The following is a 22,297-nucleotide window of genomic DNA, read 5'->3' on the forward strand; positions in this document are numbered from 1 at the left end:
ACGCCGGATATCTGATGCTCCGGCCGATCCGGCATCCGCTTGCGCGTCGAAACCGGCCACCGGCGATCGGCAACCGGCTCACGCGCCGCCGAGCGCGCGCGAAATCCGCACGATCTATTGGGCCCTGATGGTGGTCATCGGCCTCGGCACGCTCGATCAGAGCATCGTGGCAACCGCGCTGCCGCGCATCATGTCCGATCTCGGCGACATTGCCAAGAGCTCGTGGATCGTGACCGCCTACGTGTTGTCCTCCACCACGTCGATGCCGCTTTACGGGAAGCTCAGCGACCAGTTCGGCCGCAAGCGGATGATCTTCATCGCGGTGGCGGTGTTCCTCGTCGGCTCCCTGCTGTGCGGCCTATCGCAAAGCCTGACGGAGTTGATCGCGGCGCGCGTGGTGCAGGGCCTAGGCGCGGGGGCATTCCTGCCATTGAGCCAGACGATCATCGCCGATCTGATTCCGCCCGCGCAGCGCGGACACAAGCAAGGCGGCATCGCTGCAGTTTTCGCCGCGACGAGCGTGATGGGCCCGCTGCTGGGCGGCGTAATCACCGATGCATTGTCGTGGCACTGGATTTTTCTGATCAATCTCCCGGTAGGCGGCGCGGCGCTGTACAACATCGTCCGCAAGCTGCGCCCCGGGCAGCCCGGCGGCGCGCAGCGAATCGATTACCTGGGATCACTGCTGATGACGGCGGCCGTCACGGCGTTTCTGCTGGTGCTCTCGCTGGGCGGCTCCGCATGGCCGTGGCACTCGCCGCAGGTCTATGGCAGCGCGGGGGCCGGCCTAGTCTTGACTGCGGCACTGCTTATCCACCTGCGGCGCGCGGCGGCGCCAATCCTGCCCCCGAACCTGTTCGACAACACGGTATTCAACATCGCGTGCATCGTGATGTCGCTGACATTCATGGGCTTGTTCGGAGCGACACTGTTCCTGCCGCTGTTTTCACAGCTTGTCAGCGGGACGGGAGCGACCGAGTCGGGCCTGCTGATGGTGCCGCTGATGCTGGGCGCGGTCATCTCGTCGGTGATGGGCGGCCGCATCCTGGCGCGCATAGGCCGCTACAAGCCCACGCAAATGGCGGGACTGTCGACCGCCATCGTGGCGTTCGCGCTGCTCGCCTGGTCCATCTCGACCCGCCTCAGCTACTGGTTCATCGAGCCCTGCGTCTTCATGCTCGGAATCGGACTGGGTCTCGTCATGCCGAACATGACGGTCGCGGTCCAGAACGCGCTGCCGGTCGCGCAACGCGGCGTCGGCACCGCGATGCTGACATTCTTTCGCTCGCTGGGCGGGCTGGTCGGGATTGCCGGATCGAGCGCGATCATCGCGAGTCAGTTGCCAGCCACGGAAGCCGCGGCGCGCACGGCGCTCGCCGGGCATCATCTAAGCGGCCCGATCCACCAGGCGGCCGGCGGCCTGGCGGACATCTACCGCAGTTCGATCGCCGAAACGTTCGCGGTCGGCTCGGCGATCGTCGCGCTCGCCCTTGTCGTGCTGTTACGGCTGCCCGAGCTTCCGCTCGTGGATCGGGACGACGCGCCGCCCGACGCCCAGGAAGTGCCCGCACATGATTGAGCACGCTCGGCCACAACGCCTTTTCCGTTTCGCACGCGACGGCCCTTTCGACGATCGACGCGGAAATCGGCGCGACGGCGACGGCCATCGGCGGCCGGCTGCGCCGATGCGTCCCGCATTGCGCATCCGCGCGCCGGGCTTTTGCGCGCGTCGTCCGCCGCCTCATCATCAGTGGTGCGTCCCATAAGAGCCGCGCTCAAGCGGTGGAAGTGCGATCTTGCGCACAGACCGGCGAACCGTATCGGTTCCATACGACAGTCGACAAATGCGCCCTCGAATATCGATTTCGCATATAAATATAGAAATCCAATAGAACTATTAATTCAATCAGATCATTCAGTCTTGGAGAGGGACATGGAGAATGTCGAAATATATCGATTTCCAAACATAAAATTCGATGCGAGCAAGGAATTCGAACCCTCGCAAAATCAGGACGCGATGGCCCATCTCCGGCGGGGTCAGACAGACGCCGCCGCGCCTGAGGGGCCGGACAGTTTTTTCAGCGGCGCGCACGTCGGCGACCTGATGCTCGGCACGCTTCGCTACCCCACGACGATCTCGAACGGCCTCGTCACATATGAAGCCATCCGGACCATTCAGCGCACCCATTGCGACGATTTCGATCACTACTTCTTCTGTGCCTCCCGCGAGCATGCGTGGCAGTCGACATCCGAAACCGGCATCGTTCGCATTGGCGCGCGGCAGCTCTTCTTCGCCGATCTGGCTCGGCCGCTGTGCATCGACGTTCAGTCCGGCGACGTCGTCATCCTGATCGTTCCGCGCAACTTCATCCCCATCGATCTCTCCTCGCGGCATAGCACCGTATTTTCCGGGCTGATGGCGTCGCTCGCCTCTCAGTACATCGTCGGTCTCGCGGAGCACGTCGGCGCCATCTCCCATTCCGAATCGAAAGCCATCGGCGACGTCACGCTGCATATGCTGCTGGCCGCGACGTCTGTGGCCCACGACCCTATCGGGCCTGTTCGATCGAACCTGGAAATAGAATTGACCAGGAAAGTCAAAACCTATATCAACAACCACCTGGAATCACCGAAATTGTGCGTCGATTCCATTTGTCATGACATCGGCCTCTCGCGCGCCGCGCTATATCGATTATTTTCGAGGGAAAATCTGGGCGTCGCCGAATACATCAAACTTCTTCGACTGAGAAAGATTTATTACATCCTGAGACACTCGACCGAATCCCGCATCCGGATTTCCGAACTCGCCGACCGCTATGGGTTTTGCTACAACTCCTCGTTCGCGAAACTGTTCAAACGTCAGTTCGGCTGCGCGCCGTCGGAGATCAGGCGGAATACCGCGGTCGAGCTACGCTCGGACAACGACAAGGCAACGCAACACGACATGCTGCTCGATTTCAACGAGCGGCGCCACTTTCCCACTGGAGCTTCCTGAGAAGGCGAACTCGCCGTATCGCACCGCAGTCGCTCGCGATCGATCCGCAACGCTGGTGTCGGCGAAACAGACGGACGCCGCCTCGATTCGGGCGAATGAACCTGAATAGGGCCGAGGGTAGCCGCGTGAGCGTTGTCATGCGCTGCTGAAGCGATCGACCGCGACGTGATCGCATCATGCGTGCGCATTGCATGCGGCGTTCGGGCGAAATGAATAACACGCATCCGACGCCGCCGCGCATCGCTTTTTCCTGCCCCAATCGTCCGAACGCCTTCCATGCCTGTCATTCCGACCTCGATATGGCGTCACGGGCCTCGCCCAATCATCGGCCAGCGCTGTCCCACGCATTGGCGCTCGCGATAATCGAGCGCGGCCGCCTATTGCCCGCCGCCCAAATGGTCGCCCGGGCGCAGGCGGCTCACCTCACCCCCGTTACCATCTTCCAGCCCCGATAATCGGGGGCTTTGGCCAGCCAGGCCCGGTATGATTCCCGCCCCCAGTCGCCGATGATCCGGGGGGTGTTGTCGCCGGGCCTGGTGGGTGGCTGGTGATCGTTGACAGGGGTTTGGCCGGGATTTCCCGACGCCGTCCGTAACGTGGATGCCGAGACTTGCCACCGTTGTTGCAGGCCAATCCGTTCACTCTGCACAAACTGCGATTCTTGTCATGATGCGCGGCATCGTTCATTTCGTCGGCATTCCGTTCATCCGCCGGTGTCGCTCGCCTCCGATCTAGCGCGATATGCGCGCCCGCCAGCTGCCGGTGGCTTGCCAAACGCGTTTTCACGGCCAGCGCCGCAAAGTTCCGGACATCGAACGAAAAGCGGTTCGTCCGCGTCAGCGCGCTTTCGCGGCGCGCTTTCTCTTCGCCGCACTCGCGGCCGCTGGCGCGGGCGCCGGCATCCCTCCTGTCCGCAACAGGAACTGCACCGCATGATCGGCGAGCGCGTCGAAGCCGAGCGGCCCGTCAGGCTTGTACCATTGCGCGACCCAGTTCAGCGCGCCGAACATCAGCAACCGATCGATCGGCGTCGGCGCGGGCCACTCGCCGGCGGCCTGCAAGCGCTCGATCACGCCATCCCACACCGCCTCGTAGCGGTCCTTCAGCTTCAGCACCTTCGCCTGCATCGATTCGTCGAGCGACTTCCACTCGTACAGCAGCACCGGAATGAAATCGTGATCCGGCGACACCAGCGTCTTCAGGTGCGTGTGCACGAGCGCGCGGAACGCCTCGCGCGCGGGTTGGTTCTCGACGTCGAGCGCCTCGATCCGTGCAAGCGCGTTCGACATCCCCTGCTCCATCACCGCGACGAGAATGTCCTGCTTCGTCTTGAAATAGTAGAACCAGCTTCCCGCCTGCACGCCCGCCGCCGCGGCGATGTCGCGGACCGTCGTTCGTTCGTATCCCTGTGTGCGGAACAGCTTCGCGGACTTGAGGATCAATTCGTCGCGCAGCGTCGCGCTCTCGCCCTTCACGGGACGCCCGCGTTTGCGCGTGGCCTGAGGTATGGCGCTCATAGAATCACAATGCGATGTTTCGAACCGGCATTTGCCGCCGCGAAGCCGCGACGAAGCCGGAAATTCGGACGATTATCGGCGAGTTTCAAACGCTTGGAAAGCCGATCCGCCCGCATGCGCCGCCCGTTCGCCGAGCGCCCCGCCCTAATATTCGAGCTGCCGCGCCGCGAGATCCTTCATGATTTCCTCCGCGCCGCCGCCGATCATGTTGACCTTCACTTCGCGATAGATTCGCTCGGGCCGCGTGCCGCGCATGTAGCCCATGCCGCCCAGGATCTGCACGGCGGCGTCCGCGCAGAACTGCATCGTCTGCGTCGCGAAGTTCTTCAGCATGCAGATCGTCGCGACGAGCGTCGGCGCGCGCCTGTCGAGATGATCGATCTGCCACGCGCATTGTTCGAGCCACGCGCGCGTCGCGTCGATGTGCATCGCCATGTCGACGAGCTTGTGCCGGATCACCTGATGGTCGACGATGCGCTGCCCGAAGGTCCGGCGCTGCCGCGCCCAGTCGAGCGCGTCTTCGTAGCAGACTTCCGCGAAGCCGAGCGCCGACGCGGCAAGGCTGAAGCGCTCCAGATTGAAGTTCTGCATGACGAGCGGAAAGCCGCCGCCTTCCGGGCCGATCAGGTTCGCGGCCGGCACGCGGCAATCGTCGAAACGCAGATGCGCGGTATCGGACGCCCACCAGCCCATCTTGTCGAGCGGCGTCTTCGACAAGCCCGGCACATCGCCTTCGACGAGCAGCAGCGACAGACCCTTCGCGCCCTGCGCGTCCGGATCGGTGCGCACCGCGACCGTGTAATAGTCGGCGCGGATGCCCGACGTGATGAACACCTTCTCGCCGTTCACGACGTAATGGCCGCCGTCGCGCACCGCGCTCGTGCGCAGCGCGGCGACGTCCGAGCCGCCGCCCGGCTCGGTGATCGCGAGCGCCGAAATCTTGCGGCCCGCGAGAATGCCCGGCAGCACGCGCGCCTTCAGTTCGTCGCTGCCCGCGTGCACGATCGGCGGCGCGCCGATCGTGTGCGACATCAGCGAGCTGACGACGCCGCCCGCGCCGCAGTGCGCAAGCTCGATCGAGCAGATCAGCCGATGAAACATGTCGACGTCCTCGACGCCGCCGTAAGCATCCGGAAAGCCGATGCCGATGAGGCCGATGCGCGCCGCCTTCTCGTACAGTTCGCGCGGAAACTCGCCCGCCTCGTCCCATTCGTTCACATACGGCGCGATCTCTTTCGCGACGAACCGGCGCAGCGTATCCTGCAATTCGATATGTTCCGGCCGGTAGTACGCCGGATTCGGGATGGCACGTTGCATCGAGGTCTCCTGTCGGTATGCCGGGGTCGGTTGCATTCGTGCCGATTCTAGGAATGCGGCAAAAATAAATCAACCGATTGATTTATTAGATTCGCAGCGCTACGATGTGCGCACGTTGCAACGACGACATTCGAGACACCCGATGAACACACTGCAAGGAAAGACCGTTTTCATCACCGGCGCCTCGCGCGGCATCGGGCTTGCGATCGGCAAGAAAGCGGCGAGTCTCGGCGCGAACGTCGTCATCGCCGCGAAAACCGTGGAAGCGAATCCGAAGCTGCCCGGCACGATCTACAGCGCGGCGGCCGAGATCGAAGCGGCGGGCGGCGCATGCCTGCCGCTTCAGGTCGACATCCGCGACGAGGCGCAGATCGCCGACGCGCTCGCGCGCGCGGCCGAGCGTTTCGGCGGCATCGACGCACTCGTCAACAACGCGAGCGCGATCAGCCTGACCGACACGCCGAACACGCCGATGAAGCGCTTCGACCTGATGTTCGACGTCAACGTCCGCGGCACGTTCGCATGCACGCAAGCGGCGCTGCCTTATCTGAAGCAGTCCGCGCAACGCGGCGGCAACCCGCACGTGCTGACGCTGTCGCCGCCGCCGAATCTCGATCCGAAATGGTTCGCGCCGCACGTCGCCTACACGATCGCGAAATACGGAATGAGCCTGTGCGTGCTCGGCCACGCGGAGGAATTCCGCACGCACGGCATCGCGGTCAACGCGCTGTGGCCGCGCACGGTAATCCATACGGCGGCGCTCCGGATGATTCCCGGCATTCCGCCCGCGATCTGCCGCACGCCCGAGATCGTCGCCGATGCGGCCGCGCAGGTACTGTCGCTCGACGCGCGCACGCATACCGGGCGCTTCTTCATCGACGAACAGGTGCTCGCCGACGCAGGCGTCACCGACCTGTCGCGCTACGCGGTCGTGCCGGGCACCACGACGTTTCCGAACGATCTGTTTCTCGACTGACGGATAACACCAGATGGGATATCGCTCACAACTTCGCGCGGGCAGCTTCGACGGCAAGATCGCGCTCGTCACCGGCGGCGGCAGCGGCATCGGCCGCTGCTGCGCGCATGAGCTCGCGTCGCTCGGCGCGCACGTCGTGCTGCTCGGACGCAACGCCAACAAGCTCGCGAACGTGTCGGCCGAAATTCACGAAGATGGCGGGCGCACGGACGAGATCGCATGCGACATCCGCGACGAAGACGGCGTGCGGCAAGCAATCGCGCAGATCGTCGAGCGGCACGGCCGCGTCGATCTGCTCGTCAACAACGCGGGCGGCCAGTTCCCCGCGCCGCTCGAGCAGATCAGCGCGAAAGGCTGGCAGGCGGTGCTCAACACGAACCTGCTCGGCGGCTTTCTCGTCGCGCGCGAGTGCTACGTGCAATCGATGAAGCCGCGCAAGACAGGCGCGATCGTCAACATCATCGCCGACATGTGGCACGGGATGACCGGCATGGGCCACAGCGGCGCCGCACGCGCAGGCATGCTCAACTTCACCGAGACGGCCGCAGCCGAATGGGCGCCCGTTCGCGTGAACGCGGTCGCGCCCGGCTGGATCGCGTCGAGCGGCATGGACACCTACCCGGACGCAGTCAAGCCGATGTTGCGCGCGCTGCCGAAGATGGTGCCGCTCGGCCGCATCGGCAACGAAGCCGAAGTGTCGGCGGCGATCGCGTTCCTGTTGTCCGACGCCGCGTCGTTCGTCAGCGGCGCGTGCCTGCGCGTCGACGGCGGCGCACCGAACGCGCGCCGCCATTTCCCGATGCAGCCCGTCGATGCGAACGCGCCGTTCGACGGCTTCCATCGCGCGATCGCGCCCGAACTCTTCAAGCGCTGACATGCCGATCTTCGATTCCCGCCTCGACACCACGAGCGCCGCGTTCCGCGACAACGCCGACCACATGCGCGCGCAGATCGCGCAGTTGCAGGCGCTGCACGCGCGCGCCGCGAACGAATCGGCGAAGGCCGGTCCGCGCTTCGAGAAGCGCGGGCAGTTGCTGCCGCGCGAGCGGCTCGCGCTGCTCGTCGACGCCGGCGCGCCGTTCCTCGAGCTCGCGTCGCTCGCCGGCTACCTCGCCGGCGAAAGCGATCCGGACAAGTCAGTGCCGGGCGCGGGTCTCATCGGCGGCATCGGCTACGTGAGCGGCACGCGCTGCATGATCGTCGTCGCCGATTCGGGCATCGACGCGGGCGCGCTGCAACCGATGGGCCTCGAGAAATTCCAGCGGCTGCAACGGATCGCGCTCGACAACCGGCTGCCGTTCGTGCATCTCGTCGAATCGGCGGGCGCGAACCTGATGCAATACCGCGTCGAGGAATTCATCCACGGCGGCCGCCATTTCTTCCAGCTCGCGAAGCTGTCCGCCGCTGGCATCCCGGTGCTCACGCTCGTGCACGGCTCGTCGACCGCGGGCGGCGCCTACATGCCGGGGCTGTCCGATTACGTCGTGATGGTTCGCGACCGCGCGAAGGCGTTCCTCGCCGGCCCGCCGCTCCTGAAAGCCGCAACGGGCGAGATCGCGACCGACGAGGAGCTCGGCGGCGCGACGATGCACGCGACCGTGTCGGGGCTCGCCGAATACGTCGCGGACGGCGACGCCGACGGCATCCGGATCCTGCGCGAGCTCGTCGACAAGCTCGGCTGGCGCGAACGCGAAACGGCGCTGCCCGTCGGCGCGGACCCCGCGCTCGATCCGGAAGGACTGCTCGGCATTCTGCCGCGCGACGGCAAGAAGCCCGTCGACATGCACGAGGTGATCGCGCGGCTCGTCGACGGATCGGACTTTCTGGCGTTCCAACCATCGTACGGGCCGGCCACCGTCTGCGTGCACGCGCGCATCCACGGCATGCCCGTCGGCATCGTGACGAACAACGGCCCGCTCGATCCGGCCGGCGCGACGAAGGCGACGCACTTCATCCAGGCGTGCTGCCAGAGCGACGTGGCGCTCGTCTATTTGCAGAACACGACGGGCTTCATCGTCGGCAAGGCGTCCGAGCGCGCGGGGATGATCAAGCACGGCGCGAAGATGATCCAGGCGGTATCGAACGCGACCGTCCCGCAGATCACGATCCTGTGCGGCGCATCGTTCGGCGCCGGCAATTACGGGATGTGCGGACGCGGCTTCGATCCGGCGTTCGTGTTCTCGTGGCCGAACGCGCGCACCGCCGTGATGGGCGCGGAGCAGGCCGCGCTCACGATGGCGATCGTGATGGAAGGCGCGGCGCGCGCGAAAGGCGTCGTGCCGGACTGTGCGCGCATCGACGCGCTGCGCGAGAAGATCGTCGCGAACTTCGAGCGCCAGACCCACGCGTTCTATACGTCGGGCCGCATGCTCGACGACGGCGTCATCGATCCGCGCGACACGCGCCGCGTGATCGCGATGACGCTCGCCGTCTGCCGCGACGGCCACGGCAAGACCGTCCAGCCGCTCACGTTCGGCGTCGCCCGCCCCTGATCCGGAGACATCATGCACTTCACCGAAGAACACGCCGCCATCGCGCGCACCGTCAAGCGCTTCATCGAGCAGGAGGTCAATCCGTACGTCGACGAATGGGAAGAAGCCGGCATCTTTCCCGCGCACGACGTGTTCAGGAAGCTCGGCGCGCTCGGCATGCTCGGCCTGAGCAAGCCCGCCGCGTTCGGCGGCGGCGAGCTCGACTACAGCTACGAACTCGTGATGGCCGAGGCGCTCGGCGTATGCGCGGCGGGCGGCGTGCCGCTCGCGATCGGCGTGCAGACCAACATGGCGACGCCCGCGCTCGCGCGCTTCGGCTCCGACGCATTGCGCGCCGAATTCCTCGCGCCCGCGATCGCGGGCGAGCAGGTGTCGTGCATCGGCGTATCCGAGCCGGACGCGGGCTCCGACGTCGCATCGATCCGCACGGCCGCACGCAAGGACGGCGACGACTACGTGATCAGCGGGACGAAGCTCTGGATCACGAATGGCACGCAGGCGGACTGGATGTGCTGCCTCGCGAACACGTCGGACGGCCCGCCGCATCGGAACAAGTCGCTGATCGTCGTGCCGCTGAAATCGAAAGGCGTGCACATCGAGAAGAAGATCCGCAAGATCGGCATGCATTCGTCGGACACCGCGCAGATCTTCTTCGACGACGTCCGCGTGCCGCGCCGCAATCTGATCGGCGAAGAAGGCCAGGGCTTCACGTACCAGATGCTGCAATTCCAGGAAGAGCGGCTCTACGGCGCCGCGGCCGCGCTCGTCGTGCTCGATCGTTCGATCGATGAAACGATCGACTACACGCGGCAGCGCAAGATCTTCGGGCGGCCGGTGCTCGATCACCAGGTCGTTCACTATCGGCTCGCCGAGCTGAAGACCGAAGTCGAGACGCTGCGCGCGCTCACCTATCGCGCGACCGAGCTGTACGTGCAAGGCGGCGACGTGACGACGCTCGCGTCGATGGCGAAGCTGAAGGCGGGACGCCTCGCGCGCGAAGTGACCGACAGTTGTTTGCAGTTCTGGGGCGGCATGGGCTTCGCGTGGGAATCGAGCATCTCGCGGACTTATCGCGACACGCGGTTGTTCTCGATCGGCGGCGGCGCGGACGAAGTGATGCTCGGCATCATCTGCAAGAAGCTCGGCACGCTGCCGCGGGAGTGACGCGCGATGATCGAAACGACTTCCCCGACGCTCGCGCCGCTGCACGTCACGCGAGCGGACGGCATCGTGTTCGCGACGCTGAATCGGCCGGCCAAGCGCAACGCGCTGACCGACGATCTCGTCGCTGCGCTCGACGCCGAATGCGAACGCGTCGCCGCCGATGACGGCGTGCGCGCGTTCGTGCTGCGCGGCGCGGGCGGCGTGTTCTGCGCGGGCGGCGACTTCGGCGGCTTCAAGACGATGATGCGCGAGCCGGCGCCCGCCGGTGAGATCGATCCGATCGCGGCGTCGAACCGCCGGTTCGGCGCGCTGCTCGACAAGCTCGCGGCACTGCCGATGCCGACGCTCGCCGTGATCGAAGGCGCGGCGATGGGCGGCGGCTGCGGGCTCGCCGCCGCGTGCGACCGCGTGCTGATGGCGAACGATGCATATCTGTCGATGCCGGAGACGTCGCTCGGGCTGCCGCCCGCGCAGATCGCGCCGTTCATCGTCGCGCGCGCGGGCGCGGTGCGCGGCCGCTGGCTGATGCTGACGGGCCGCAGGCTGTCGGCCGCCGACGCGCTGCATGCGGGCCTCGTCGACGAAACCGCGAGCGCCGACGGCATCGACTTGCTGCTGCGCGGCGAGCTCGCGCGCGTGCTCGCATGCGAACCGGCCGCGCAGCGCGCGACGAAGCGGATCGTCGCCGATGCGCTGCGCCGCGAGCGCGGCGCCGTTCTAGACGCGGCCGCGGACGAATTCGCCGCCGCGCTGCGCTCGGGCGTCGTCGTCGAAGGGCTCGCCGCGTTGACCGGCAAGCGCGCGCCCGGCTGGGCGAGCGACGCGCCGGCGCTGCCGGAGATGCCATGAGCGAACGCCGCTTCACCCGACTCCTGATTGCGAATCGCGGCGAGATCGCGGTGCGCATCGCGCGCACCGCGCGGCGGCTCGGCATCGCGACCGTCGCGGTCTACTCCGGCGCGGACGCGCGCAGCCCGCACGTCGGCGCATGCGACGCGGCGGTGTCGATCGGCAGCGCGACGCCCGCCGAATCGTACCTGTCGATCGACAAGCTGATCGACGCCGCATTGAAGAGCGGCGCGCAGGCGATCCATCCGGGCTACGGCTTCCTGTCCGAGAACGCGGCGTTCGCGCGGCGCATCGCCGATGCGGGCCTCGTGTTCGTCGGCCCGCGCGCCGACGCGATCGACGCGATGGGCGACAAGGCGCGCGCGCGCCGCCGGATGGCCGCGGCCGGCATCCCCGTCGTGCAAGGCTACGACGGCGACGACCCGAGCGAAGCGCGCATTCTTGCGGAGGCCGAACGAATCGGCTTTCCGGTGATGCTGAAGGCGGCGGCGGGCGGCGGCGGACGCGGCATGCGCCGCGTCGATACGCGCGACGCGCTGCCCGCCGCGCTGAAGCTCGCGGTGTCCGAAGCGCAGAAAGCGTTCGGCGACGGCCGGATGATCGTCGAGCGCGCGGTGATCGAGCCGCGTCACGTCGAAGTGCAGGTGTTTGCCGACGCGCACGGCCACGTCGTTCATCTCGGCGAGCGCGACTGCTCGGTGCAGCGCCGTCATCAGAAGATCGTCGAGGAAGCGCCGTCGCCCGCGGTCGGCGCCGCATTGCGCGCGCGGCTCGGCGCGACGGCCGTGGCCGTCGCGCGCGAGATCGGCTACGTCGGCGCAGGCACCGTCGAGTTTCTGCTCGATCGCGACGGTCAGTTCTACTTCATGGAGATGAACACGCGGCTGCAGGTCGAGCATCCAGTGACCGAGCTGATCACCGGACAGGATCTCGTCGAATGGCAGCTGCGCGTCGCGCGCGGCGAAGCGTTGCCGCTCGCGCAGCAGGACGTTCGGTTCGACGGCCACGCGATCGAAGTGCGTCTCTGCGCGGAAGATCCCGCCGACGACTTCCTGCCACGCACGGGCGACGTGCTGCTGTGGCGGCCGGGCCGTCATGCGCGCTGCGACCACGCGCTCGCCGACGGCGTCGCGATCAGTTCGTTCTACGACTCGATGCTCGGCAAGCTGATCGCGCATGGCGGCACGCGCGCGGAGGCGATCGACCGGCTCGCGAACGCGCTCGACGACACGGTGCTGCTCGGCGTGCCGAGCAACCGCGCGTTTCTCGCGCGCGTGCTCAGGCATCCGTCGTTCGTCGACGGTCGCACCGTGTCGACCGCGTTCGTCGCACAGCATTTTCCCAGCAACGACAGCCGCCGCTTCGCGCCGCCGGACACTGCGTGGGCCGTCGCCGCATGGCTGTCGGTCGCCGCCGCCGACCGCGCCGACGCGACGCCGCTCCCGTGGCGCGGCTGGCGCAACGGCGCGCCGCTGCCGGTGCCGTACCGGCTGTCGTGGGTGGGCGCGGGCGGCGATCATCCCGATGCGCGGCGCGGCAGCGTGACGATCGATCGGCGAAGCATCGTCGTGCATGCGCACGGCCGCTCGCCGCTCGCGCTCGAAGGCGCGCCGCCTGCGCATCCGGGCGCATCGTCGTCGATCGCGCTCGACGGCCGCACGCTCGATTACTGCTTCGCGATCGCGCACGGCCGCCTGTGGCTGCAACTCGACGGCATCGATTACGCGTTCGCGATCCACAACCGCGAAGGCGACGCGGGCGCCGACGCCGCCGGCAGCGACGGCGTGCTGCGCGCGCCGATGAACGGCCGCGTGATCGCGGTCGACATCGGCGAAGGCGCGACGGTCGCGGCCGGGCAAACTGTCATGGTGCTCGAAGCGATGAAGATGGAACACGCGATCGTCGCGCCGTTCGCGGGGCGGGTCGCGTCGCTCGGCACGCGCGCGGGCGAGCAGGTCGCGCCCGGCCAGGTGCTCGCGCAACTCGAGCCGCAAGCCGGCTGAACGCGGCCGGCATCCGAAACAAGGAGATTATTCGATGAGCAATCCGGTCGTCATCACGTGCGCGCTGAACGGCATCTTCACGGACCCGAAGCAGTTCAACGTGCCCGTCACGCCCGAGCAGATGGCGCGCGAAGCGAAAGGCGCATACGACGCCGGCGCGTCGTGCATGCACGTGCACTTCCGTCGGCAGGAGGCGGACAAGGGGCACCTGCCGTCGTGGGACCCGCAGCTCGCGGCCGAGATCGCGCAGGCGATCCGCGAGGCGTGCCCGGGCGTGATCTTCAATCAGTCGACGGGCATCGTCGGGCCGAACGTCGACGGCCCGCTCGCGTGCATCCGGTCGATCCGCCCGGAGATCGCCGCATGCAACGCGGGTTCGCTCAACTATCTGAAGGTGAAGGCCGATGGCGCATGGGCGTGGCCGCCGATGTTGTTCGACAATCCGGTCGACAAAATCGCGTCGTTCCTGAAGACGATGGCCGAGACGGGCGCGGTGCCCGAATTCGAGTGCTTCGACACCGGCATCGTTCGCTGCATCGACATGTACGCGCGCGCCGGATTGTTCGCGGGACGATCGAACTACAACTTCGTGATGGGCGTCGAGTCGGGAATGCCCGCCGATCCCGAGCTGCTGCCGATCCTGATCCGGCTGCTGCGGCCGGACTCGACGTGGCAAGTCACCGCGATCGGCCGCGCGAACATCTGGGCGCTGCATCGGCGCACGGCCGAGCTCGGCGGGCAATTGCGGACCGGTCTCGAAGACACGTTCTATCTGCCGGACGGCGCGCGCGCGACGTCGAACGCGCAGCTCGTCGATGCGATCGCGACGGTCGCGCGCGAAGCCGGGCGGCAGATCGCGTCGCCGCAAGAAGCGCGGCGGATGCTCGGCGCGCGCGCCGAGGCGGCATCGCATGCGTGATCGGATGAAAGCGCGATCGGATGGATGCTCGATTGCAGTGGCCGCGCCGGCCGCTTGTGCGGTCGGCGTACCGCGGACACTGCGGAGGTTGTAGCGAAGCGCCGGCGAGCGCGAGACTTGCATCCGCCGTAACGCAAGCCGATGCATTCGCGCTTGGTCTGCGCCTGGAAACGCGACGCGCGTGCGTGCATCACACACTGCGCGTCGAACGTGAAAGGTGAGGATTTTCGGGAGGCCAACGACGCCGTCCCGAACCGACGAAAACCGGCGCACGTCGGCGCTGTTCGAATGCACCGGGCCGCCACATCACAACGAACCGAGGCCGCGGCCGCCGCACGCGCCCGGCGCTCGCCAGGAGACGACATTGACCTCGATCGCCCCGGACAACCTGCCGCTCGAACGCCTTCAGCATTGGGAACGCGCGCGCGCCGACGACATCTGGCTCGTCCAGCCGACGGGCGGCGGCGAAGCCCGCCGCTTCACGTGGCGCGAGGCGGTCGACGAAGCCCGCCGCATCGCCGCGTATCTGCGCGCGCTCGACCTGCCGCGCGGCTCGAACATCGCGATCCTGTCGAAGAACTGCGCGCATTGGATCCTCGCCGATTTCGCGATCTGGCTGAGCGGCCACGTGTCGGTGCCGCTCTATCCGACGCTCGGCGCCGAATCGATCCGGCAAGTGCTCACGCACAGCGAAGCGGCGGTGCTGTTCGCCGGCAAGCTCGATGCGTGGGAGCACATGCGCGCGGGCGTGCCGTCGCACGTGCGATGCATCGGCCTGCCGTATCTGTCCGATGCGCAGTTCGACGGCGCGAGATGGGACGACATCGTCCGCGACACCGCGCCGCTCGCGGACCATGTGACGCGCGCCGCCGACGAGCTCGCGACGATCGTCTACACGTCGGGCACGACGGGCGATCCGAAGGGCGTGATGCTGACGTTCGGCGCGCTCGGGTGGTGCGTCGAGCCGGTCTTCGATCTGATCGCGCTCGGGCCCGACGACCGGATGATCTCGTACCTGCCGCTGTCGCACGTCGCCGAGCGCGGCTATGTCGAGATGCTGTCGGTGCGCACCGGATTCACCGTCCATTTCAGCGAATCGCTCGACACGTTCCTCGCCGACCTGCAGCGCGCGCGGCCGACGTTCTTCATCTCGGTGCCTCGACTCTGGGCGAAGTTCCAGCACGCGGTCGCGAGCCGCCTGCCGCCCGGCCCGATTCCCGATGCGATGAAGCCGATGATTCTGCAGCAGCTCGGCCTCGATCAGGTTCGCCTCGCCGCGAGCGCGGCCGCGGCGATCGAGCCCGCGCTGCTGACCTGGTATCGCGATCTCGGGCTCGAACTGCTCGAAGGCTACGGGATGAGCGAAGTGTGCGGCGTGTCGCATTCGTGCCGGCAGCACGACATGCGGCCCGGCTACGTCGGCACGCCGGTGCGCGGCGTCGAGAGCCGCCTCGCCGGCACCGGCGAGATCGAGATCCGCTCGCCGGGCAACACGATCGGCTATTACAAGCGCCCGGACCTGACTGCGGCGCTCTTCACGCCGGACGGCTTCGTGCGCAGCGGCGACAAGGGCGAGCTCGACGACGCGGGCCGCCTCAAGATCACCGGGCGCGTGAAGGATATCTTCAAGACGAGCAAGGGCAAGTATGTCGCGCCGTCGCCGATCGAGAGCCGGCTGACGATGCATCCGTTCGTCGACGCGTGCTGTGTCGTCGGCGCGGGACTGTCGCAGCCGTGCGCGCTCGTGTCGCTGTCCGACGAGGGCCGCCGGCTCGACGGCAACGGCCGGCGCGCGGCGCTCGTGACGTCGCTCGGCGAGCATCTCGAACGCGTCAACGCGAGCCTCGACGATCACGAGAAGCTGCGCTTCATCGTGGTCGTCGATTCGATCTGGAACGAGACGAGCGGCTTCGTGACGCCGACGTTCAAGGTGCGCAGGAATCGCGTCGAAGAGCGATATGCGCCGTTTCTCGACACATGGGACGCGCGAGGGACGACGGTCGTCTGGGAGTCCGAAGCGGCCTGATCGACGCCGCATCGTCACGGCATCGCTCGATGACAAAAGGCGCGCGGCGCGGCGCGCCTTCTTTCCGATCTGACCGTGCGTCGCGGCGTCAGCCGCGTTCAATGCGATCGTCTTCGTTTCCGCTTCCGTCACCCCGCATCGGCCGCCAACCGCATCGACGCAGCGCGCCGTCGCGCGACCATCAGTGCTTCGAATAAGGACAGCGAATCAGCTTGCCGATCGCATTCGACAGCAGATCCCCGGTTCCTTTCAGCGAATTCCGGGTATACGCCGTCGTCACGCCGGCCTGCCCGTCGGATACGTGCATCCGGCCGTGCGGCGACGATTGTCGTTATCGATGATGGTTCCTCGCGTCGGCCGACGCCGGCCGCGCCCCGTTCAGACGAGCGGCAACTGCAGCACTCGCTCGGTCGTCATCACGTCGCCGAACGTGTCGTCGACGGTCGCGAGCGCCGCGCGGTGCAGGTCGGCATGCGACAGCACGCTGCCGTCCGCGCGATCGAGATCGCGCGTCGCGCACGCGTCGTCGGCGACGATCACGTCGTAGCCGAGCGGCACCGCGTCGCGCGCGGCCCCCGCGACGCACGCATGCGTCATCAGGCCCGTGATGATCAGCGTCTCGACGCCGGCCGCCTTCAGACGCTTGTCGAGGTCGGTCGTCGGAAACGCGCTGACGGACGACTTCCGCAGCACATGATGATTCGTCGCGGGTTGCAGCTCCGCGTGGAATTGCACGCCGTCGCCGTCCTCGGCGAACACCGGGCTGCCCGCAGGCATGACATGCTGGATGTGGAACACGCGGATGCCCGCGCGATCGGCATGCGCGACGAGACGCTGCGTGTTGCGCAGCGCGCGGTCGCCGTCGGGGATCGGCATCTTGCCGCTGAAGTACTCGTTCTGGAAATCGATCACCAGCAGCGCGGTGCTCGCGGCTTCGATCGCCTGCGGAGCGCTCGCGCCGGCCAGGGTGCGAATGGTGGGATGGCTCATCGTGAAGGTCCTGGTGAATGAAGCGCGACGCACGCCCATCGTCCGTCGCTGTGCGTTTCGCCTCCGCGGCGGCGAAACAGACGCAAGTATCCGAGTGCGGGCCTGGTCGCGAAAGTGGCCTTGAAGACAGCATGTGATAGGATCGGGCCACTTTTAGGACTGCCGTCTCATCCGCCATGCATACCGTCGCGGTCATCGCCTTCGAAGGCATCAGCCCGTTCCATTTGTCGGTGCCGTGCATCGTGTTCGGCGACGACCTCGCGCGGCTCGGCGTGCCGCGCTACCGCCTGCTGATCTGCGGCGAGAAGACGGGGCTCGTGCCGACGATGTCGGGTTTCAGCATCGACGTGCCGCACGATCTGTCGGTGCTCGCCGAAGCCGATACGGTGATCGTACCGGCGTGGCGCGATCCCGACGAACGACCGCCCGAAGCGCTGCTGGACGCGCTGCGCATCGCGCACCGGCGCGGCGCGCGGATCGCGGGCCTCTGCCTCGGCACGTTCATCCTCGCGGAAGCCGGCCTGCTGGACGGCCGCACCGCCGCGACGCACTGGGCGTGGGGCGACGACTTCGCGCAGAAGTACCCGAAGATCAAGCTCGACCGAAAAGTGCTGTACATCGACGACGGCAACATCCTCACGTCGGCGGGCACGGCGGCGGCAATCGACTGCTGCCTGCATCTGCTGCGCCGCGATCACGGCGCGGACGTCGCGAACCGCGTCGCGCGCCGGATGGTCGTCGCGCCGCACCGCCACGGCGGCCAGGCGCAGTACATCGAGCAGCCGCTGCCGAAAGCCGCGGCGGACGACCCGCTCAGCACGGCGCTCGACTGGGCGATCGAGCATCTCGAACAGCCACTGTGCCTCGACGCGCTCGCGGCCCGCGCGGGGATGAGCCGGCGCAATTTCACGCGGCGCTTCAAGACGAAGACCGGGACGACGGTGTCGCAATGGCTGCTGAATCATCGGCTGACAGCCGCGCAGCGTCTGCTCGAAACCAGCGACAAGACGGTCGAGCGCATCGCGGAGATCGTCGGCTTCGGATCGACCGTTTCGCTGCGGCAGCACTTCACTGCCGCGTATTCGATTTCGCCGGGGGCGTATCGGAAGCAGTTCGGGCGAGGTTCGGCCGCCGCGAGATGACGCGCCCGGCTCGACCGCATCGCACGGCCATCCGTCGCCGCCGCGCGCCATTTCTTCAAATCGAAAATAGCACGCGCGATGATCCGGCAACCGGCGGCTTGCGCTCCGCCATATCGCGCGTCACACGAATAGATTAAGCACGTCATTGAATCGAAACAGCGTTTGCTTAATAGCGCGCGCACCAATTCGATCTTTCTTATCGTTATTTATTTCAGTTGCGCCCGGTTCCGCCATGCCGGCCGAATCCGATTCCGATCAGCAAGTCGATTCGACTATCGAGTGTTTCTTCGGTTTCCGGAACCGGGCCCAGAATCGGGCCGGCCCGCGATTGATCGATGTCGGCATCAAACTCATCCGCACCGATCGTTCACCGGAACGAAACGAGAGATCGCCGACTAGGAAACGCGAGATGCCCTGGAAACGGTTTCCAGCGATCTTTATCCGGTTCCGCATTCAAATCAAAATTCCACATCGACAAGTTGTTTCGGTATACCAAATACATCAGCGTTGACGATAGGAAAATTCATATTGAGTTTCGAATGCCGTCAATGAAATATGTACCAAACAATTTACTGAGAGATATCCGATGAGTCTCGGCCAGCCTCCGTCTTCAAGCGAGGCGAGCCAGCCCGAGGGTGCGATCGGAAGCGCGATTCCCGCGTCTTTTTCTTCCGCTTCGCATGGCGTGGCTCGCCCGACAAGAATCTTGCCCCGTTCAGCCGTTCGTCTCGATCGCCGTATCGCCGCCGTCGTCACACTGCTTCCCGCGTTGGGCACGGGCGCGGCGATCGCTTTATGGCTCGGCGGCCATGGGCCGGGCGCCGTCGAGCTGATCGTGTTCGCGGTCTTCTATTTCGCGACCGCATTAGGGCTCGAAGTCGGCTTTCATCGCCACGTGACGCACAAGGCGTTCAAGGCGAAGCCGTGGGTGCGGACCGCGCTGATCGCGCTCGGCTCGATGGGCGCGCACGGCCCCGTCAACTGGTGGGCGTCGACGCACCGGCGTCATCATTCGACGAGCGACGGCGACGGCGATCCCCATTCGCCGCACCTGTCGGGCGAAGGCGTCGGCGGCCGGCTCAAGGGTCTGTATCACAGCCACATGGGGTGGCTCTTCGTCGGCGAATCGACGCGGCCGGCGGGTTGGGAGAAATACGTGCCCGACCTTTACCAGGACCCGCTCGTCTTCAGGCAGCACATGGCGTATTACCGCTGGGTCTGGATCGGCCTCGCGCTGCCGCCGCTGATTTGCGGGCTCGCGTCGAGATCGTGGATGGGCGTGCTGCTCGGCTTCCTGTGGGGCGACATGGTGCGGATCTTCGCGGTCAGCCATTGCATCTGGGCGCTGAACTCGCTGTGCCACGTGATCGGCCGGCGCGATTTCCACACCACCGCGCACGACCGCAGCCGCAACAGCCTGCTGCTCGCGATCCCGACGTTCGGCCAGGGTTGGCACAACAACCATCACGCGTTTCCCGCATCCGCTTTCACCGGGCTGCATTGGTGGCAGATCGATCCGGGCGGGCTGTTCGTCTGCGTGCTGGAACGCCTGCACCTCCTCTACGACGTGCATCGTCCGGACGCAGCACTCATCGAAAAGAAGCGCATCGCACCATGAACGACTCTCCACGGGAGCCAGGAAAATGAAGAGCGCCACCTTGAAGGCAGTGGAAATCGACGCAAGAAGCCACGAAGGCATCGTCGACTGGATGACCGGCTATCTGGCAGCCAGACTGCGCACCGACAGCGGCTCGATCGACGTGAACAAGCAGTTCATCGAATACGGCCTCGATTCGGCCGACGCGATGAGGATGGTCGGCGATCTCGAGGATTATCTCGGCTTCGAGCTGTCCCCGAGCCTGCCCTATCAATATCCGACGATCGACGCGCTCGCGCAGGCGCTCGCCAATCTGTCGGCCGGGCGATAGGGAGACCGAACGATGACCGTCCAGCTCGACAACCGGGAAACCGGCGCGCCGTACGGCGCGTCCGCCGACGCGATCCAGTATCACTACGACATCGGCAATGCGTTCCTCGCGCTCGCGCAGGAAAGCGGCCGCAATTACTCGTGCGCGATGTACGAGGAAGGCGATACGCACGAACAGGCGCAGATCCGCAAGCTCGATTACCACATCGCGCAAATCCGGGCGCGCGGCGCGGAACGCGTGCTCGACATCGGCTGCGGCTGGGGCGCGCTGCTCGACAGGCTCGTCACGGTCGCCGGCGTGAAGGAGGTCGTGGGGCTCACGCTGTCGAACGAGCAGCTCAAATATATCGGCGAGCGATACCGGCACCCGGGCATCGACGTGATGCTGCGAAACTGGCAGGACTACGAACCCGATCAGCCGTTCGACGGCATCATCTCGCTCGGCGCATTCGAGCATTTCGCGAAGATCGACGAAGACAAGGTCGAAGCGTATCGGCATTTCTTCAGGAAGTGCCACGATTTCCTGAAGCCCGGCGGACGGCTGTCGCTGCAGACGATGGGCTACGGCGACGTGCCGCGCGACCGGCAGCACTCGGATCTCTTCATCGCGCGCGAAGTCTTTCCGGAATCGGATCTGCCGTATCTCGCGGATATCGTTCTGGCATCCGAAATGCTGTTCGAAGTGGAACTCGTCCGCAACGATCGCCACGACTATGTGAAGACGATGCGCGCGTGGTTCGAGAACCTGCGCGCGCATCGCCGCGAGGCGCTCGCGCTCGCGCCGCTCGACGTCGTCGAGCGCTACGAGCGCTTGTACCGGACGATGAGCTATTCGTTCGATCTCGGCGCGTTCGTGCTGTACCGGATCACGTTCCGGCGCATCGAGCCGAACCGGATTCACGCCGGACCGCAACATCGGGCGGCCGTCGCATGAAGGACACGCCCGCCGACAGCGCCGGCTGCGCCCAGACGCCCGACGGCGCGGCATCGCCGACCGGCCCGGCGATCTCGTCCACGCCCGGCGATCGCGCGTCCGGACATCTATCGCGCGCGTCGTCGGCGCGGCATCTGGGCGTCGCGTCGATACCGGCGGTCGGCACCGTCGCCGCGATCGCGCTTTGGGCCGGATTCGGCCTGGCGCCGCGCGCGCAGGACATCGCGATGCTCGCGATCTTCTATGTGCTCAACATCCTCGGCATGGAGCTCGCGCTGCATCGCTACTTCGCGCATCGCACGTTCAAGGCCGCGCCGTCGGTGAAGATCGCGCTCGCGATCCTCGGCTCGCTCGCGTACATGGGGCCGCTGATGTGGTGGGTCGCGATTCATCGGCTGCATCACGCGAACGCGGACCGGCCGGGCGACCCGCATACGCCGCAGTTGGGCGGGCGCGGCTTCGCCGGCCGCGCGAAGGGCATCCTGCACGGCCACGTTGGCTGGCTGTTCGATCCGTCGTCCGCGCGCCCGAAGGGCTGGAATCAATACGCGAACGACATGTACCGCGATCCGACGCTGTTGCGCATCCATCTCGCATACGACTTCTGGCTGCTGCTCGGCCTGCTGCTGCCGGCCGCGATCGGCGGGCTGCTCGATCTGTCGTGGAAGGGCGCGCTGCTCGGCCTGCTGTGGGGCGGCACCGTGCGGATCTTTCTCGCGACGAACGCGATCTGGGCGGTCAACTCCGTCGGCCATTCGCTCGGCGGCCGCCGGCCGTTTCCCGGCCGCGACCAGAGCCGAAACGCGTGGTGGCTCGCGATCCTGACGCTCGGGGCCGGCTGGCACAACAACCATCATGCATTTCCGCAGTACGCGAGCACGCGCTTCGATCGTTGGCAGATCGACTTGACCGGATCGCTGATCGCGCTGCTCGAACGGCTAGGACTCGTCTGGGACGTGCAGCATCCCGATCGCGACGCGATCCGCGAACGGCTCGCGAACGCGCATCGCAGCGATGCGTAACCCGCATTCTCCTTCCATCGAAAT

The 22,297-nt window shown here is 66.5% G+C and carries 19 protein-coding genes; 16 read left to right on the forward strand and 3 right to left on the reverse strand.

Annotation, left to right across the window (positions count from 1 at the left end; translation table 11 throughout):
• Positions 1-127: 127 nt before the first annotated feature.
• From WS69_RS12340 to WS69_RS12345, 3 genes are read left to right on the forward strand one after another with little or no spacing between them, the layout of a single operon-like run.
• Entirely contained in the window at positions 128-1,579 is a 1,452-nt protein-coding gene (locus WS69_RS12340; protein ID WP_059471051.1) for an MDR family MFS transporter, read from the forward strand.
• Positions 1,576-1,875: a hypothetical protein gene (locus WS69_RS33240; RefSeq protein WP_156438089.1), complete on the forward strand. Its 300-nt coding sequence runs from the start codon at positions 1,576-1,578 to the stop codon at positions 1,873-1,875. The genes WS69_RS12340 and WS69_RS33240 overlap by 4 nt, the downstream gene beginning before the upstream one ends.
• 58 nt (positions 1,876-1,933) lie before the next feature.
• Entirely contained in the window at positions 1,934-2,995 is a 1,062-nt protein-coding gene (locus WS69_RS12345; RefSeq protein ID WP_197419247.1) for a helix-turn-helix domain-containing protein, read from the forward strand.
• Positions 2,996-3,831: 836 nt separating this feature from the next.
• Here the strand turns inward: WS69_RS12345 and WS69_RS12350 are convergent.
• Together WS69_RS12350 and WS69_RS12355 are read right to left on the reverse strand one after the other, a co-directional pair.
• The gene (locus WS69_RS12350) at positions 3,832-4,512 is read right to left on the reverse strand and encodes a TetR/AcrR family transcriptional regulator (RefSeq protein ID WP_059471052.1); all 681 of its coding nucleotides are present in this window, start codon (positions 4,510-4,512) and stop codon (positions 3,832-3,834) included.
• 144 nt (positions 4,513-4,656) lie between these two features.
• Complete coding sequence (locus WS69_RS12355) at positions 4,657-5,829, reverse strand: acyl-CoA dehydrogenase family protein (RefSeq protein WP_059471053.1); 1,173 nt, start codon at positions 5,827-5,829, stop codon at positions 4,657-4,659.
• A 142-nt stretch (positions 5,830-5,971) separates the two neighbouring features.
• Between WS69_RS12355 and WS69_RS12360 the strand changes: the two genes are divergently transcribed.
• The 8 genes from WS69_RS12360 to WS69_RS12395 all read left to right on the forward strand — a co-directional run bounded on the left by WS69_RS12360 (position 5,972) and on the right by WS69_RS12395 (position 16,258).
• Entirely contained in the window at positions 5,972-6,805 is an 834-nt protein-coding gene (locus tag WS69_RS12360) for an SDR family oxidoreductase (protein ID WP_059471054.1), read from the forward strand.
• A 13-nt stretch (positions 6,806-6,818) separates the two neighbouring features.
• Positions 6,819-7,679, forward strand: coding sequence for an SDR family oxidoreductase (locus tag WS69_RS12365; protein ID WP_059471055.1), 861 nt, complete (start codon positions 6,819-6,821; stop codon positions 7,677-7,679).
• A 1-nt stretch (position 7,680) separates the two neighbouring features.
• Positions 7,681-9,297 carry an acyl-CoA carboxylase subunit beta gene (locus WS69_RS12370; RefSeq protein WP_059471056.1) on the forward strand — a complete coding sequence of 539 codons (1,617 nt, stop codon included), beginning with the start codon at positions 7,681-7,683 and terminating at the stop codon, positions 9,295-9,297.
• Positions 9,298-9,309: 12 nt separating this feature from the next.
• Positions 9,310-10,461, forward strand: coding sequence for an acyl-CoA dehydrogenase family protein (locus WS69_RS12375; protein ID WP_059471057.1), 1,152 nt, complete (start codon positions 9,310-9,312; stop codon positions 10,459-10,461).
• Positions 10,462-10,467: 6 nt separating this feature from the next.
• Positions 10,468-11,310 (forward strand): enoyl-CoA hydratase/isomerase family protein, encoded by an 843-nt coding sequence (locus tag WS69_RS12380; RefSeq protein WP_059471058.1) that lies wholly within the window; start codon positions 10,468-10,470, stop codon positions 11,308-11,310.
• Positions 11,307-13,313 (forward strand): acetyl/propionyl/methylcrotonyl-CoA carboxylase subunit alpha, encoded by a 2,007-nt coding sequence (locus tag WS69_RS12385; protein WP_059471059.1) that lies wholly within the window; start codon positions 11,307-11,309, stop codon positions 13,311-13,313. The genes WS69_RS12380 and WS69_RS12385 overlap by 4 nt, the downstream gene beginning before the upstream one ends.
• A gap of 34 nt (positions 13,314-13,347) precedes the next feature.
• The gene (locus WS69_RS12390) at positions 13,348-14,232 is read left to right on the forward strand and encodes a 3-keto-5-aminohexanoate cleavage protein (protein WP_059471060.1); all 885 of its coding nucleotides are present in this window, start codon (positions 13,348-13,350) and stop codon (positions 14,230-14,232) included.
• A gap of 364 nt (positions 14,233-14,596) precedes the next feature.
• Positions 14,597-16,258, forward strand: a complete 1,662-nt coding sequence (locus WS69_RS12395) for an AMP-binding protein (RefSeq protein WP_059471152.1) — start codon at positions 14,597-14,599, stop codon at positions 16,256-16,258.
• 378 nt (positions 16,259-16,636) lie between these two features.
• Here WS69_RS12395 and WS69_RS12400 read toward each other — a convergent pair whose 3' ends face one another.
• Positions 16,637-17,248, reverse strand: a complete 612-nt coding sequence (locus WS69_RS12400; RefSeq protein ID WP_059471061.1) for a cysteine hydrolase family protein — start codon at positions 17,246-17,248, stop codon at positions 16,637-16,639.
• Positions 17,249-17,424: 176 nt separating this feature from the next.
• Here WS69_RS12400 and WS69_RS12405 point away from each other — a divergent pair, with 176 nt between their 5' ends.
• From WS69_RS12405 to WS69_RS12425, 5 genes are all read left to right on the forward strand, one after another.
• A complete protein-coding gene (locus tag WS69_RS12405; RefSeq protein WP_059471062.1) occupies positions 17,425-18,390 on the forward strand; it encodes a GlxA family transcriptional regulator in 966 nt (321 codons plus the stop codon).
• A 586-nt stretch (positions 18,391-18,976) separates the two neighbouring features.
• Positions 18,977-20,008: an acyl-CoA desaturase gene (locus tag WS69_RS12410; RefSeq protein WP_059471063.1), complete on the forward strand. Its 1,032-nt coding sequence runs from the start codon at positions 18,977-18,979 to the stop codon at positions 20,006-20,008.
• A 25-nt stretch (positions 20,009-20,033) separates the two neighbouring features.
• Entirely contained in the window at positions 20,034-20,318 is a 285-nt protein-coding gene (locus WS69_RS12415; RefSeq protein WP_059471064.1) for an acyl carrier protein, read from the forward strand.
• Positions 20,319-20,330: 12 nt separating this feature from the next.
• Complete coding sequence (locus tag WS69_RS12420) at positions 20,331-21,251, forward strand: class I SAM-dependent methyltransferase (RefSeq protein ID WP_059471065.1); 921 nt, start codon at positions 20,331-20,333, stop codon at positions 21,249-21,251.
• On the forward strand, positions 21,248-22,273 hold the full coding sequence (locus tag WS69_RS12425) for an acyl-CoA desaturase (protein ID WP_059471066.1): 1,026 nt from the start codon (positions 21,248-21,250) through the stop codon (positions 22,271-22,273). Before WS69_RS12420 ends, WS69_RS12425 begins: the two co-directional genes overlap by 4 nt.
• Positions 22,274-22,297 lie beyond the last annotated feature (24 nt).

The organism is Burkholderia sp. BDU5, assembly GCF_001522845.1.
GTDB classification, from domain to species: Bacteria; Pseudomonadota; Gammaproteobacteria; order Burkholderiales; family Burkholderiaceae; genus Burkholderia; species Burkholderia mayonis.

What these genes read in the sequence shown, in the direction of transcription:
- WS69_RS12425 (WP_059471066.1), top strand. Translation starts at nt 21,248, where the DNA reads ATGAAGGACACGCCCGCCGACAGCGCCGGCTGCGCCCAGACGCCCGAC.
- WS69_RS12355 (WP_059471053.1), bottom strand. Translation starts at nt 5,829, where the DNA reads ATGCAACGTGCCATCCCGAATCCGGCGTACTACCGGCCGGAACATATC.
- WS69_RS12390 (WP_059471060.1), top strand. Translation starts at nt 13,348, where the DNA reads ATGAGCAATCCGGTCGTCATCACGTGCGCGCTGAACGGCATCTTCACG.
- WS69_RS12375 (WP_059471057.1), top strand. Translation starts at nt 9,310, where the DNA reads ATGCACTTCACCGAAGAACACGCCGCCATCGCGCGCACCGTCAAGCGC.
- WS69_RS12400 (WP_059471061.1), bottom strand. Translation starts at nt 17,248, where the DNA reads ATGAGCCATCCCACCATTCGCACCCTGGCCGGCGCGAGCGCTCCGCAG.
- WS69_RS12405 (WP_059471062.1), top strand. Translation starts at nt 17,425, where the DNA reads ATGCATACCGTCGCGGTCATCGCCTTCGAAGGCATCAGCCCGTTCCAT.
- WS69_RS12340 (WP_059471051.1), top strand. Translation starts at nt 128, where the DNA reads ATGGTGGTCATCGGCCTCGGCACGCTCGATCAGAGCATCGTGGCAACC.
- WS69_RS12365 (WP_059471055.1), top strand. Translation starts at nt 6,819, where the DNA reads ATGGGATATCGCTCACAACTTCGCGCGGGCAGCTTCGACGGCAAGATC.
- WS69_RS12410 (WP_059471063.1), top strand. Translation starts at nt 18,977, where the DNA reads ATGAGTCTCGGCCAGCCTCCGTCTTCAAGCGAGGCGAGCCAGCCCGAG.
- WS69_RS12360 (WP_059471054.1), top strand. Translation starts at nt 5,972, where the DNA reads ATGAACACACTGCAAGGAAAGACCGTTTTCATCACCGGCGCCTCGCGC.
- WS69_RS12415 (WP_059471064.1), top strand. Translation starts at nt 20,034, where the DNA reads ATGAAGAGCGCCACCTTGAAGGCAGTGGAAATCGACGCAAGAAGCCAC.
- WS69_RS12385 (WP_059471059.1), top strand. Translation starts at nt 11,307, where the DNA reads ATGAGCGAACGCCGCTTCACCCGACTCCTGATTGCGAATCGCGGCGAG.
- WS69_RS12380 (WP_059471058.1), top strand. Translation starts at nt 10,468, where the DNA reads ATGATCGAAACGACTTCCCCGACGCTCGCGCCGCTGCACGTCACGCGA.
- WS69_RS12350 (WP_059471052.1), bottom strand. Translation starts at nt 4,512, where the DNA reads ATGAGCGCCATACCTCAGGCCACGCGCAAACGCGGGCGTCCCGTGAAG.
- WS69_RS12420 (WP_059471065.1), top strand. Translation starts at nt 20,331, where the DNA reads ATGACCGTCCAGCTCGACAACCGGGAAACCGGCGCGCCGTACGGCGCG.
- WS69_RS12345 (WP_197419247.1), top strand. Translation starts at nt 1,934, where the DNA reads ATGGAGAATGTCGAAATATATCGATTTCCAAACATAAAATTCGATGCG.
- WS69_RS12370 (WP_059471056.1), top strand. Translation starts at nt 7,681, where the DNA reads ATGCCGATCTTCGATTCCCGCCTCGACACCACGAGCGCCGCGTTCCGC.